The 13,138-nt window shown below is 50.6% G+C and carries 10 protein-coding genes and 2 riboswitches; of the genes, 3 read left to right on the top strand and 7 right to left on the bottom strand.

Going from position 1 to position 13,138, the window contains the following annotated elements:
* Nucleotides 1–145: 145 nt before the first annotated feature.
* The 5 genes from ACQ4MX_RS22560 to gcvH form a co-directional block, all read right to left on the bottom strand.
* On the bottom strand, nt 146–1,291 hold the full coding sequence (locus ACQ4MX_RS22560) for a mannitol-1-phosphate 5-dehydrogenase (RefSeq protein ID WP_431087417.1): 1,146 nt from the start codon (nt 1,289–1,291) through the stop codon (nt 146–148).
* On the bottom strand, nt 1,288–1,722 hold the full coding sequence (locus ACQ4MX_RS22555; protein ID WP_431087415.1) for a PTS sugar transporter subunit IIA: 435 nt from the start codon (nt 1,720–1,722) through the stop codon (nt 1,288–1,290). Before ACQ4MX_RS22555 ends, ACQ4MX_RS22560 begins: the two co-directional genes overlap by 4 nt.
* Nucleotides 1,719–3,797, bottom strand: coding sequence for a BglG family transcription antiterminator (locus ACQ4MX_RS22550; RefSeq protein ID WP_431087414.1), 2,079 nt, complete (start codon nt 3,795–3,797; stop codon nt 1,719–1,721). Before ACQ4MX_RS22550 ends, ACQ4MX_RS22555 begins: the two co-directional genes overlap by 4 nt.
* An 80-nt stretch (nt 3,798–3,877) precedes the next feature.
* Nucleotides 3,878–5,356: a PTS mannitol transporter subunit IICB gene (locus tag ACQ4MX_RS22545; protein ID WP_431087412.1), complete on the bottom strand. Its 1,479-nt coding sequence runs from the start codon at nt 5,354–5,356 to the stop codon at nt 3,878–3,880.
* A gap of 393 nt (nt 5,357–5,749) precedes the next feature.
* Nucleotides 5,750–6,145: a glycine cleavage system protein GcvH gene (gene gcvH / locus ACQ4MX_RS22540; protein ID WP_192512013.1), complete on the bottom strand. Its 396-nt coding sequence runs from the start codon at nt 6,143–6,145 to the stop codon at nt 5,750–5,752.
* A gap of 300 nt (nt 6,146–6,445) precedes the next feature.
* Nucleotides 6,446–6,637: riboswitch (glycine riboswitch) on the top strand.
* Nucleotides 6,638–6,734, top strand: a riboswitch (glycine riboswitch).
* A gap of 80 nt (nt 6,735–6,814) precedes the next feature.
* Here gcvH and gcvT point away from each other — a divergent pair.
* From gcvT to gcvPB, 3 genes are all read left to right on the top strand, one after another.
* The gene (gene gcvT, locus ACQ4MX_RS22535) at nt 6,815–7,915 is read left to right on the top strand and encodes a glycine cleavage system aminomethyltransferase GcvT (RefSeq protein WP_431087410.1); all 1,101 of its coding nucleotides are present in this window, start codon (nt 6,815–6,817) and stop codon (nt 7,913–7,915) included.
* Between the two features lie 130 nt (nt 7,916–8,045).
* Complete coding sequence (gene gcvPA / locus ACQ4MX_RS22530; protein WP_431087409.1) at nt 8,046–9,401, top strand: aminomethyl-transferring glycine dehydrogenase subunit GcvPA; 1,356 nt, start codon at nt 8,046–8,048, stop codon at nt 9,399–9,401.
* Nucleotides 9,398–10,924, top strand: a complete 1,527-nt coding sequence (gcvPB, locus tag ACQ4MX_RS22525; protein ID WP_431087408.1) for an aminomethyl-transferring glycine dehydrogenase subunit GcvPB — start codon at nt 9,398–9,400, stop codon at nt 10,922–10,924. The genes gcvPA and gcvPB overlap by 4 nt, the downstream gene beginning before the upstream one ends.
* Nucleotides 10,925–11,043: 119 nt before the next feature.
* Here the strand turns inward: gcvPB and ptsP are convergent, their stop codons facing one another.
* On the bottom strand, nt 11,044–12,756 hold the full coding sequence (gene ptsP / locus ACQ4MX_RS22520) for a phosphoenolpyruvate--protein phosphotransferase (protein WP_431087406.1): 1,713 nt from the start codon (nt 12,754–12,756) through the stop codon (nt 11,044–11,046).
* Entirely contained in the window at nt 12,749–13,024 is a 276-nt protein-coding gene (locus tag ACQ4MX_RS22515; protein WP_014282905.1) for an HPr family phosphocarrier protein, read from the bottom strand. The genes ptsP and ACQ4MX_RS22515 overlap by 8 nt, the downstream gene beginning before the upstream one ends.
* Nucleotides 13,025–13,138 lie beyond the last annotated feature (114 nt).

Genomic DNA, 13,138 nt, shown 5'->3' with positions numbered 1-13,138 from the left:
TAACCAATTTAGACAGGTTGTTATGTGATGTAAATCACGCATATAAAAATCCTCTTGAAGCACATCCCTACAGAACACGTTAATGTGGATGTGGATGTTTGTCTTCAAGAGGATTATCGAAAATAACGCGCGTTATTTCGTTGTTTTATGAACTTATAATATCATATTGCTCCATTACCTGCCGGTGTAGCGGGTGATCTGCCGGTATGGATGTATAGCGTGTCAGCGCCACACCCAGTCCTTCGCTACGGATCACCTGCTGGAGCTCGACTGCCTCGGGGTCCTCCGCAATATCAAATTTACAGGCAGCAGCCATTCCTAACGCCAGATGATCCGTCGGGATGCCATACTCCTCCGCTTGCAGTGCCGGACGTACAAGACGGTCATTGGGAGACAGTTTCCGTAACGGCGAACGTCCGACCCGACTGACCTCGTCTGTCAGATTAGGGTTGCGGAAGCGATCCAAAATTTTGGAAATGTACTTCTTATGCTCCCCCTGGTCCAAACCGAAGCGTTTTACAAGCACCGCCCCTGTTTCCTCCAGTGCCCCTTGTATCGAATCCACCACCTTGTTATCCTTCATGGCTTCCTGAATGGTAGCATAACCCGCGTTATAACCAAGATAGGCCGCCACACAATGCCCCGTATTCACCGTGAACAGCTTGCGTTCAATATAAGGCTCCAGATCCTGCACGTATAGGATACCTTCAATCTCTTCATGGTCAGGGGCCATTTGCGAACGATCCACCACCCACTCGTAAAAGGGCTCTACCTGCACATGCAAAGGGTCCTCATGATGCTGGATCGGCACAATCCGGTCTACAGCAGCATTTGGAAAATACACTGAAGCCTCTGCCTTGGCACGAGTCGTCTCATCCAGTAGCGCAAAAACATGCTCTTTCAGTTGGGCGCTGCCTCCGATTGCATTTTCGCAGGCGATCACATGTAGCGGCGCTGCGCCGCGCTCTACCCGCCTCTTAATCCCCTCGGCAATGCCTGCCGCGATATGCTTGAGGATGCTGACACCCACCGCAGTCGTTACCAGATCAGCGTGGTCTACCGCGTCTGCTACAGCCGCTGCATCTTTGCCATCAATCGCGGTTACATTCGTGACCATCTCCGTATCCTTGGTAGCATTCGCCAGCTCTACAGTGTATTGCTTGCGGCGGCGTAACTCGGATACAAGGGTGTCGTTAACATCCGAAAAGACAACCTCATAGCCTGCACGCGACAGAATCAATCCGATAAAGCCGCGACCGATATTTCCTGCTCCAAAGTGGACGGCTCTCATAGTTCCATCTCGCTTTCAAACAGATCCATAATTTCCTGAGGGGTCACCGCGTTGCGAAGTTTCTCCATATTTTCTTCCTCCGCACACACCACAGCGATACTCGTCAAAATCTCCATATGATCGCCGCCTTGTGCTGCGATGCCGATCACCATGTATGCTTTTTCTTCCCCAAAATCTACACCTTGCGGGAACTGAATGATCGAGATGCCAGTCGATTGAATGAACGTCTTGGATTCCTTCGTCCCGTGTGGAATAGCCAGCCCGTTCCCGATATAGGTAGACACGATCTCCTCGCGTTCCAGCATCTTGTCAATGTACTCACTTGTAATATGTCCGGCATCCAGCAGGATTTGTCCGGCCATGCGAATCGCCTCGTATTTGTCTTTGGCGGTTGCGTTCATTTTTACTTTATCTATCGTCATAATGCTCACGGTAGGTTCCTCCCTGTCCCTAATTTACTGTGAAAAAATTCAGCCAGTTCACTTGATATATAATTGACAATATGCTCACGGCTGCCGTGTTCCAGGAGCGTAACCATGTCTTCCTGCAACAGTAATGCACTAATCTCGCTCAATACCTCCAAGCTTTCTCTCGGCAGCTCGCGAGGTCCCAGCATAAGCAGCACGCAATCTACCTGTTCGCCTGCATCCCCCAGCAGTGGCTCTGCCAGCTTATACAAGGTAAGCGAAGGCTGGCGGATATAGCGGCTACGCGTATGGACTAAAGCAATGGAGGTATCAGGGATAACCTGACTCCCCTGGCGCTCTCTTTCCATGAGCTGTGCAGCAATGGCAGTAGGCTCTGTGACGTTCCCCCGCCCCGCCTCCAGCATGCAGATAGCCTGTACGGTAGCCTGCATATCCATCCCCTGATTTTCCAGCGGATACACTTGAAATTGCTGTACAATGTGTACAATTTCCTCGAGACTTTTCCGCAGCCCGGTGAGCCACTCCATGCCCTGACCGGGCTGAACGGCCTGTTCCTGCTGCTGATTATGGGGATGCTTGAGTGTAATATGCTGGATAAAATGACGCAGGCGGTCACTCTCCTCCTGCGTCAGCAACGGGCTGATCTTGAGGTAACGATCCGGTTCAAGCGGTAGCTCCACCGTCGAAATGATCAGATCATAATCCTCTTTCGGAATCCGCGCCGCCTCGTACCATGAGGCCCTATCCACGATTTTGATCTGTGGCAGCTCCTTGGCGAGCCTTGTAGCAAGCAGCCTGGATGATCCAATGCCGCTCGTGCAGACGACGATGGCCCGCACCTCCCGCCGCAATTGCCGTAGCCGCTCCAGCGAAGCGCCGAAATGCATGACGAGAAATCCGATCTCTTCATCCGGCACTTCCATTTCTGTCATGTCCGCCGCAGCCTTCTTCACCGAGTCGAACAAGCTGCCGTAATCCTTGCGGATTTGCTGAAGCAGGGGATTACGGATGGATCTGCCTTCCTTCAGACGTTTGAGTACCGGAGCCATATGTGCAATCAGTCCTTCACGCAGAACCCGATCCTCTGCCAATGGCGTGCCTGTCTCTTCCTCCACGCGACGAATCAACTCATGAACCGACTCCAACAGTACGAGATCATCCAACGGCAGTAGCCGGGTAGAATGATTCTCGGCATCACGAAACAGCATTCTGAAATAAGATCGTTCCGGCTCCGGAAATTCAATATCCAGCGCCTCTGACAACTCTGTGCATATGCGTTCCACCATAGCTGTACGCAGCACGACATTCTCATCCGAATCCGTTTTCGAATATGAGAGACGATGATCCACAACGTATCCGAGTCGCAAACGTGCCAACGAAACGCAAATTTGAATCAGCAGCTCCATATATTTGCTTTCCACCATGCTTTCCAGCCATTTCTCATGGGGCTGCCAGAGGGCATTTTCCACGGTCAGCAGGTTCTCTCTGCCAATCATCTCCAGTAGCTTATCGGCGACACGCGTCAAGGGGCGGGGTTCTTCCCGGCCGGAAAACAGATCCGATTCGTCCAAATTTTCGAGAGCCAGCTCGGAAATCGCCCGTCTTTTGTCTGTCTCCCTGCCTGTAATCTCGACGCCGTACCCGCGTCTGCGCACAAGCACGAGTCCCCGTTCCCCGATCCAGTCTTGCAATTCGTCCAGATCATGACTGACAGTAGTTACCGTGACCTTCAAACCAGAAGCCAGCGCCAGCAGCTTGATCGGCTCCTGTGTATCCAGCAGCATACAGAGAACTACGATCTTTCTTTCCTCAGCCGAATATTCGTCCGACTTCGTATGCATCAATTGCTCCCGCAGACATACAAGCTGATCTGAGTCGGCATCCACATAGATTCCAATCCCTGATTTTTTCTCCAGCTTTACCTCATGAGCCGCTAACCAATGCTCGACTGCACTGAGTTCCCGGTGAACCGTCCTTGTGCTGACATTGATCTTCTCGGCAATTTCCCCGGCAGTTACCTCTTTGGACTGCTCCAGAAGATATTCCACGATGTCACGTTGTCGTTTCGTAATATTCATAAGCGCATACCGTTCCTTCCCAAGCTCATCCCCTCCGCAGAATACCTACTGCACACAGGCGGCCTGACTACTACGGTGGATTAAGAATCGGATTTCAGACGTTCCACCAGCGCTTCGTATTCAGGGCTCTTCAGGAAATTGTCAATGGAAATGTGCTCGGCATTCGGAGCTACCGTTTTAGCCCGGTCTGTCAACGTTTTTTGCGTAATGACAATATCTGCATCCTGCGGAATCTCACTGATTGCCGTGTTCGTTACCGTAACGTCCACACCCGCCTGCTTCATTTTTTTGCGTAAAATCGAGGCGCCCATAGCGCTTGAGCCCATACCTGCATCACAGGAAAAGACGATCTTGTTCACATCTGATTTATCCTTGACCGTTTGAACTTCGGCAATCTCCGCAGCACGATCAGCTTCGCGGTTATCTTCCGTTACAGTAGCGTTTTCGCTTGCACCCTTGCTTTGAGTTTTCATATCCTTCATGCGGGATGCCGCTTCCTCTAGATCCTCTTCTTTTTGCTTACCTGTCTTGAGTAACACAGCAGCAACAGCAAACGATACGACCGCAGCAGCGATCACACCGCTCAGCATTGGCAAATATCCACCTTTTGGCGTCATCAGGAAATAAGCAATGATACTACCCGGTGAAGGAGCTGCAACCAGTCCGGCACCTGTCAGCATGAAACAGAACGTTCCCACTACGCCCCCAGCTATAGCAGCAAGAATCAGAATCGGCTTCATCAAAATATAAGGGAAATAAATTTCATGAATCCCGCCGAAAAAGTGAATGATGACCGCACCGGGAGCCGACGACTTCGCAGAACCTTTACCAAACAGGCAGTAGGCCAGCAAAATACCGAGCCCCGGTCCAGGGTTGGATTCCAGCATGAACAAAACGGATTTGCCTGTTCTTGAAGCTTCCTCCAGCGCAATCGGACTCAATACTCCGTGGTTCAGCGCGTTGTTTAAAAACAATACTTTTCCGGGCTCAATAATGAGGTTGACGAGCGGCAAAAGCCCTGCGTTCACGAGGAACTGTACCCCTGCTGACAACACTTGACTGATGATTTGTACTACCGGGCCGATTGCCACATGGGCAAGCAACGCTAAAATCGCCCCGATAATCCCTGCCGAGAAGTTATTGACCAGCATTTCAAAGCCTGATTTAACTTTGCCGTCAATCGCTTTGTCGAATTTCTTCAATATCCATGCAGCCAGCGGACCAGCTATCATCGCGCCGAGAAACATCGGAATGTCCGCCCCGACAATGACACCCATCGTCATAATGGCCCCGATCACACCTCCGCGCTGTCCGTGAATCATTGTGCCACCTGTATAACCGATTAGCAGCGGCAGCAAATAATTTTTCATCGGATCAACCAGTTGTGCAAACCCCTCATTTGGGAACCATCCGGTCGGAATAAAAAGTGCCGTGATCAATCCCCATGCGATAAAGGCCCCCATATTGGGCATAACCATACCACTGAGAAAACGGCCAAAACGCTGTACGGCAACGCGCGCTCCTCCGTTTGAACTGGACTTTGTGTCCACTGTGCTCATATTCATATCCTCCTTATAGGTAAAAAGCATCACTACCTTTTCTTAAAATTCATACTAAATGACAACGCTATCTTCTTCAACGAAATGAAAACGTACTTTCGTCATGAACGTTGATGACAACATTTAAATTTAAGATAAACAGGCGCGAAATCATTCTGCATAATTCCTCTTAATATGGCCTGTAACACGAGTATTTAGTCGAAAAACCATCCTGTCATCGGTACAATTTATGTATGAGGTCTATCCTCTAAACAAGAGAAAAACACGTAATTACGCTTGCAAAAAAAGACAGCAAAAATAGCCGCTATGCCAATTCATCGCGACTATTTTTATACAAAATCGAGCGGACAAACGCCGCCCTTATTCAATTATCCAATCTACATTGCCCCATTATTACTCATTGGCAGTCAACTGCTCGTACTGATCCGCAGACAGCAGCTTGCTTAATGCCCCCTCCAGATCTTCCCCAATCTTCACTTCGATCATCCAGCCTTTTTCGTAAGGAGATTCGTTGACCAGCTCAGGCGTACCTTCCAGCGCTTCATTCACCTTCAACACCGTTCCCGTTACTGGAGCGAACAGGTCGGATACTGTCTTTACCGATTCAATAGTACCAATCTCCGCCCCCTGCTCAATCGTTGCTCCCTCCCCAGGCAGCTCCACAAAAACGATATCGCCCAGTTGATGCTGTGCAAAGTCCGTAATACCGATTCGTACCGTTCCATCCTCTGTGCGCTGAACCCATTCATGTTCTTCCGTGTACCACAATTGCTGCTTCACTTCACTCATCCTGCTCCGCCTCGCTTTCATATGGATTACATCGTTTTGCCTACCCGTCTATGACAGGTTAAGATTATGACAACTAGAACTATCATGTCAATAATACTAACAAAAATATTTCACATTACTCCATATATCTTTCTAACTAAAAATACGACAGATTATAACAAACGCTTACATATCCTTATTTATGAATAAAATGTTTTTAATAATGTTTTTCATGACATTTTTGTTGACATTTCGAATAAATTTGCGTATTAATGGGTTATAACAAGTGCTTTTGGAAACACCTAATAATTGTAAACGCGGATGAACGTGGAGGGAGAGACTGTCAACACTCGCATCACTGTTGCCACCTGTAAAACAAGGCAGCAAGCGAGTCGGATCAAGCTGTAACCAACCGGCAGGGCCGGATGACGTATAGCTGATCCAGAGGCAGCGCCGAAGGAGTAAACCTGCACCGCAGGTGAATCTCTCAGGCAAAAGGACCTCTGCCGGACGCATCTCTGGAGAGCATTCGCCATACAGGCGGATCACCCAAGGGGAAACCCGGTACACACCGGGGTAACTCTCAGGTATCAAGGACAGAGCTGAAAAAAAGTGTGTGGACTGCCGTCCATACGTTTTTTTCGGCCTGTCTTTTTTGTTTAGCCGATCATACCGGATAGGAGTGGAAAAATGACTAACTTGCGAAAAACGCCGCTGCATTCATCCTACAGCACGCTGTCGGGGGTTCGTTGCATTGATTTTGGCGGCTGGGAGCTGCCTGTACAGTTCAGTGGCATTCAAAAGGAACATGAGGCCGTCCGGCAACATGCAGGATTATTCGATGTATCGCATATGGGTGAATTCTTGGTCGAGGGCCAGGAAGCCGAAACATTTCTGCAACAGGTGACGACGAACGATGTCAGCCAATTGGAGCCGGGCCAGGCCCAATATTCGCTCCTGTGTTACCCGGATGGAGGTGTAGTAGACGACCTCCTTGTCTACTATAAAGGGCCGGAGCGTTACATGCTCGTTGTGAATGCCTCCAACATCGATAAGGATTGGGATTGGCTGCTTCGCCATGCGCCTGCATCCGTTCATCTGGAAAACGTATCAGATGCGGTGGCACTGCTGGCGTTGCAAGGGCCTGAAGCTGCACGTATTGCCGCCGCCGTGACAGACACGGACATTACAAAGCTGGCCTCCTTCCGATTCAGCGAGGATGTGCAATTGTTCGGAGCAAAAGCGCTCGTCTCCCGCACCGGATACACAGGGGAAGACGGCTTTGAATTTTATGTGCCTGCTGCGAATGCACCGGCAGTGTGGGACGGATTGCTTCGCATCGGTGAGCCGTATGGTCTGGTTCCCGCCGGACTTGGAGCCCGGGATACACTGCGTTTCGAGGCGCGGCTGCCGCTGTACGGACAGGAGCTGTCCGCCACGATTTCACCGCTGGAAGCTGGTTTAGGCTTCTTCGTCAAGCTGAATAAGGGAGATTTTATCGGCAAAGCAGCTCTGCAACGCCAGAAAGAACAAGGTATTCCGCGCAAGCTGATCGGGCTGGAAATGCTTGACCGTGGCATACCGCGTGCCCATTACCCCGTGTTCGCGGAAGGGCAGCAAATTGGCGAGGTCACAACTGGAACCCAGTCGCCCACCTTAAAACGTAATCTGGGTTTGGCTCTGGTGGACAGTCGTTTTAGTTCCCTATCCACGCCGCTGGAGGTCGAGATTCGTGGCAAGCGCCTGCGCGCCGAGGTGGTAGCCTCACCCTTTTATAAACGTCCACGCTGATTTAAACGCTCGTCTTACTATAACTATCGTGATCCGTTACTAACCGCTGCCCAGTTGGCACTCGTTTATTAATCATTTGTTAATCGTTTTACGTTTTTACGATCTTGTTGGTTGAAAGGAGCCAGACCCAATGAAACAGCATCGTTATCTTCCCATGACCGAGCAAGATCAAGCTGAAATGCTGCGCGTGGTCGGCGCATCGTCCATCGACGATTTATTCAGCGATATTCCTGAGGCGATCCGGTATAAGGGGGAGCTGCCCCTGTCTTCTCGGTTAGACGAAAGAGCCTTAACCCGCCACTTATCAGGACTGGCCGGGCAAAATGCCAATACAGACACGCACGCCAGCTTTCTCGGCGCAGGGATTTACGATCATCATATTCCGTCCGTCATCCAGCATATCACTTCACGCTCGGAATTTTATACAGCCTACACTCCTTATCAGCCGGAGGTAAGCCAGGGCGAGTTGCAAGCCATCTTCGAATTTCAATCGTATATATGCGAATTAACAGGCATGGCTGTAGCCAATGCCAGCATGTATGATGGAGCGACTGCGCTGGCAGAAGCAGGCTCATTGGCTGCCGCTGCCACCCGCCGCAAGCAGCTTATCGTATCGCGGACCGTCCATCCGGAGGCACGTCAGGTATTGGCAGCCTATGCGCGCGGGCTGGATTTGGATATCGTGGAGATCGACTGTGCAGATGGTGTAACTGACGTGAAGGCATTAATGGCGGCCATATCGGAGCAGACGGCGGCAGTTTTGGTCCAAAGCCCTAATTTTTTCGGGGCCGTGGAAAATCTGAAGCCGATGGCTGACCTGATCCATGCCCACAAGGGTCTTATGGTTGTCAGCGCCAATCCGCTGGCGCTGGGCTTGCTGGAAGCACCTGGTAAGCAGGGCGCGGATATTGTCGTAGGAGACGCGCAGCCGCTCGGCATCTCCTCCTCCCTCGGTGGCCCAACCTGTGGTTACTTTGCCGTTTCTCAGGCGCATATGCGCCGTATCCCCGGACGTATAGTGGGCCAGACCACAGATCGCAACGGTAAACGCGGCTTCGTGCTAACCTTACAGGCACGGGAGCAGCATATCCGCCGGGAAAAGGCCACCTCTAACATATGCTCCAATCAGGCGTTGCTCGCCTTATCTGCCTCTGTGTATTTGTCCGTCATGGGTAGACAGGGCATCGCGGAAGTAGCCGAGCTAAACTTGCACAAAAGCCGTTACGCATTGGAGCAACTACTCGGCTTGAAGGGCGTGACAGCCTCCTTTACTGCACCCACCTTTAACGAGTTTGCCCTGCGGTTACCTGAAGGTACCAATATGAATAAACTGCAAGCTGGATTGCTTGCTGCCGGATTTATCGGCGGCTACGATTTAGGGCGGGATTATGAGGAATATGCAGGTCACATGCTGATTGCCGTGACAGAGCAACGAACAAAGGAAGAGATCGATCAATTCGTACACATCTTGGGGGGATTGCTATGACACACACCACCGGACAAGATCAGGGTATACCGAATCCAGAAGTCGAACCCAGTCGAACTCAGATGAAAGAGCATGATCAGGCGCTCATTTTTGAATTGAGCAGATCAGGCCGTATCGCCTATTCCCTGCCCGAATGCGATGTTCCCCGCCGTCCGGTGGCAGAGCTTTTGCCGGATTATGCGCAGCGTAGCGAGCCTGCGGCATTGCCCGAGGTATACGAAGTAGACGTAATTCGACATTATACCGCACTGTCACGGCGCAATTTTGGCGTGGACAACGGATTTTATCCGCTCGGCTCCTGTACGATGAAATACAACCCCAAGGTAAACGAGGATGTCGCCCGTTATGCAGGCTTCGCCAAAATCCATCCGTACCAGCCAGAGGACAGCATCCAGGGAGCCATGGCACTGCTCCATACGCTTCAAAGCGATTTGGCCGCGTTAACCGGCATGGATGCCGTCACCCTTCAGCCCGCCGCGGGCGCCCATGGCGAATGGACCGGGCTGATGATGATCCGCTCCTACCACGAAGCGCGTGGTGAGCGGCGTACCAAAGTGCTCGTGCCGGATTCCTCGCACGGAACGAACCCCGCCAGCGCCGCTGTGGCAGGCTTCGAAACGATCACCCTTCCCTCCACACCGCAGGGGCTGGTGGATCTGGACGCACTGCGTCAAGCCGTAGGCAACGACACCGCTGCGCTTATGCTGACCAACCCGAACACGCTCGGGCTGTTCGAGAAGCAAATCGCTGACATTGCCGCGATTGTGCATGAAGCAGGTGGCCTGCTCTACTATGACGGCGCGAACTCCAACGCCATTATGGGGATCACCCGCCCCGGGGATATGGGCTTTGACGTAGTGCATCTCAATTTGCACAAAACGATGAGTACCCCACATGGCGGAGGCGGCCCCGGCGCGGGACCTGTAGGGGTAAAGCAACGGCTCATTCCGTATTTGCCCAAGCCGCTTGTCGTGCGTGATCCCAAGGGCACGTACCACTGGGATCGAGAGCAGGGAGATTCCATCGGACGGGTCAAAGCCTTTTACGGCAACTTCGGCATTCTCGTCCGTGCCTATGCCTATATCCGCAGCTACGGCCCTGACGGCTTGAAGAGAGTATCCGAATGTGCCGTACTTAATGCCAATTATATGATGCACCGATTGGCTCCGTATTTTGACATCCCTTATCCGGGGTATTGTAAGCACGAATTCGTGATGTCCGGGCGCGGCTTGAAGAAATTCGGAGTGCGTACGCTTGATGTTGCCAAACGATTGCTCGATTTCGGCTACCACCCGCCTACGATTTATTTCCCGCTGAATGTAGAGGAATGTATCATGATCGAGCCGACAGAAACGGAAAGCAAGGAGACGCTTGATGCCTTCATCGACACCATGATTCAAATTTCGCGGGAAGCGGAGGAAACGCCTGAATTGGTGCTAAATGCTCCATATACCACTCCGGTCACGCGACTGGACGAAGCAACCGCAGCTCGCAAGCCGATATTGAATTGCTCATGCAGCTAAAAGCAAACTCCAACTCTGGGCATACAAAAAAGCCGGTATCTGTTAGATACCGGCCGCTGTATGTAGACAGCAATTTTTGTTGGAAAAAGATATAACCTTTGAAAATGTAATATTCTTTCTTAGCCTTCAATGCTTTGAACCAATTCAACAACCTGCTCGGCTGTTTGCATGTCCAAAGCTTTTGCAGCCAGTTTCTCCATGTCCGCGCGGGACAATTTCGAAATTTGACTGCGTGCTGGCAGAATGGAAGTAGCGCTCATGCTGAACTCATCGAGTCCCAGACCCAGCAGCAATGGAATTGCTGTTGTATCCCCTGCCATTTCGCCGCACATACCTGCCCAACGTCCTTCACGGTGAGCGGCATCAATAACCATTTTCACCAGACGCAGAATGGATGGGTTATATGGTTGATACAGGTAAGAAACCCGCTCGTTCATACGATCCGCTGCCATTGTGTACTGAATCAGATCGTTCGTACCGATACTGAAGAAATCAACTTCTTTTGCGAATTGGTCAGCCAATACCGCTGTAGAAGGAATTTCTACCATGATGCCCAACTGAATTTCTTCAGATACGGCTACACCCTCGGCTACCAACTTTTCCTTTTCCTCCAGCAGCACAGCTTTGGATTCACGGAATTCGTTCAGTGTAGCAATCATTGGGAACATGATCCGCAGGTTACCGTGTACACTTGCCCGCAGCAAAGCACGCAATTGAGTACGGAAAATATCCTGACGATCCAGACACAGACGAATAGCACGGAATCCGAGGAATGGATTCATTTCCTTCGGCAGATCCAGATAAGGAAGCTCTTTGTCGCCACCGATGTCCAACGTGCGGACTACAACCGGTTTGCCTTCCATTCTTTCCAGAACGGTTTTATATGCTGTGTACTGTACTTCTTCGGATGGAAGCTTATCGCGTCCCATATACAAGAATTCAGTACGATACAGGCCAACGCCTTCGCCACCGTTATCCAGAACGCCGGCTACATCGTTAGGCGTACCGATATTGGCTGCCAGTTCGACATGCACACCATCGACGGAAACTGTAGCTTCGCCGCGCAGCTTGCGCCACTCTTCGCGTTGCTTGTCGTATGCCACCTGTTTAGCTTGGTATTCCGCAACGATCTCTTCGGAAGGGTTCACAAATACGTGACCATCCAGACCATCGACGATAATCAAATCGCCGCTTTTAGCTTGGGACAATATATTTTTCGTTCCTACAACCGCAGGAATTTCAAGTGAACGAGCCATAATAGCCGAGTGCGAAGTACGCCCGCCGATGTTGGTTGCAAAACCTTTAACAAATTCGCGATTCAGCTGAGCTGTGTCGGAAGGTGTCAAATCTTCTGCAAGTACAATCGTTTCTTCGGCAATTTCTGCAGGACTGACAAAATGAACACCAAGCAGGTGATTCAGGATCCGCTTGGTTACATCACGCATGTCCGATGCGCGTTCTTGCAAATAAGCACTTTTCATGTTTTCGAACATGGAAATAAACTGTGTAGCTACTTCGTTCAGAGCATAGTCAGCATTAAGCTGCTCGTCTCTGATCTTAGCTTTAACCGGATCGATCAGTTCAGGATCATTCAGGATCAACAGGTGAGAAGCAAAAATCTCTGCTTTTTTCTCGCCCAGTTCCTGTAAAGTTTTCTCCTTAATCGCTTCCAATTCGGTTTGAGATTTTACTAAAGCCGCATCCAATCTTGCAATTTCAGCTTCAGCATCACCAACCGCGCGTCTCTCTACAGCGTAATTCGGATGCTCCAAGATAAACGCCCGGGCAATAGCGATGCCTGCCGAAGCGGCAATCCCGGAAATTTTAAGCATGAATTTCGCCCAGCCCTTCGTTAACGATTACATTTTCAAGAGCTTTCAGAGCGTCAGCAGCTTCAGCGCCTTCACAGATGATGTTGATGGTATCGCCTTGTTCCAGACCGAGAGACAATACACCCAGAATGGATTTCAAAGTTACTTTTTTACCGTTAGCTTCGGCAAAAGATTCAGCACCGCTGAATTTATTAGCTGTATTTACCAGCGCAGTTGCAGGACGTGCATGGATACCGTCTTCATCAGTAATTCTAAAAGTTGTTTGCATAATTGTTCCTCCCACTTTCCTATGGATAATATTTGTTTACACGCAGTATACGTGTAGTGAAACCGGGTCGATAATCAGGCGACCTAAGCCGCCTGATTACTAATCCGAAACACA

The organism is Paenibacillus sp. 8b26, assembly GCF_050626875.1.
In the GTDB taxonomy this organism is placed as follows: domain Bacteria; phylum Bacillota; class Bacilli; order Paenibacillales; family Paenibacillaceae; genus Paenibacillus.
Note: the sequence above shows the minus strand (reverse complement) of the source record. Positions and strands in the feature narration are given on the sequence as shown.

What these genes read in the sequence shown, in the direction of transcription:
- ACQ4MX_RS22560 (WP_431087417.1), bottom strand. Translation starts at nt 1,291, where the DNA reads ATGAGAGCCGTCCACTTTGGAGCAGGAAATATCGGTCGCGGCTTTATC.
- ACQ4MX_RS22550 (WP_431087414.1), bottom strand. Translation starts at nt 3,797, where the DNA reads ATGAATATTACGAAACGACAACGTGACATCGTGGAATATCTTCTGGAG.
- ACQ4MX_RS22545 (WP_431087412.1), bottom strand. Translation starts at nt 5,356, where the DNA reads ATGAGCACAGTGGACACAAAGTCCAGTTCAAACGGAGGAGCGCGCGTT.
- gcvH (WP_192512013.1), bottom strand. Translation starts at nt 6,145, where the DNA reads ATGAGTGAAGTGAAGCAGCAATTGTGGTACACGGAAGAACATGAATGG.
- gcvT (WP_431087410.1), top strand. Translation starts at nt 6,815, where the DNA reads ATGACTAACTTGCGAAAAACGCCGCTGCATTCATCCTACAGCACGCTG.
- gcvPA (WP_431087409.1), top strand. Translation starts at nt 8,046, where the DNA reads ATGAAACAGCATCGTTATCTTCCCATGACCGAGCAAGATCAAGCTGAA.
- gcvPB (WP_431087408.1), top strand. Translation starts at nt 9,398, where the DNA reads ATGACACACACCACCGGACAAGATCAGGGTATACCGAATCCAGAAGTC.
- ptsP (WP_431087406.1), bottom strand. Translation starts at nt 12,756, where the DNA reads ATGCTTAAAATTTCCGGGATTGCCGCTTCGGCAGGCATCGCTATTGCC.
- ACQ4MX_RS22515 (WP_014282905.1), bottom strand. Translation starts at nt 13,024, where the DNA reads ATGCAAACAACTTTTAGAATTACTGATGAAGACGGTATCCATGCACGT.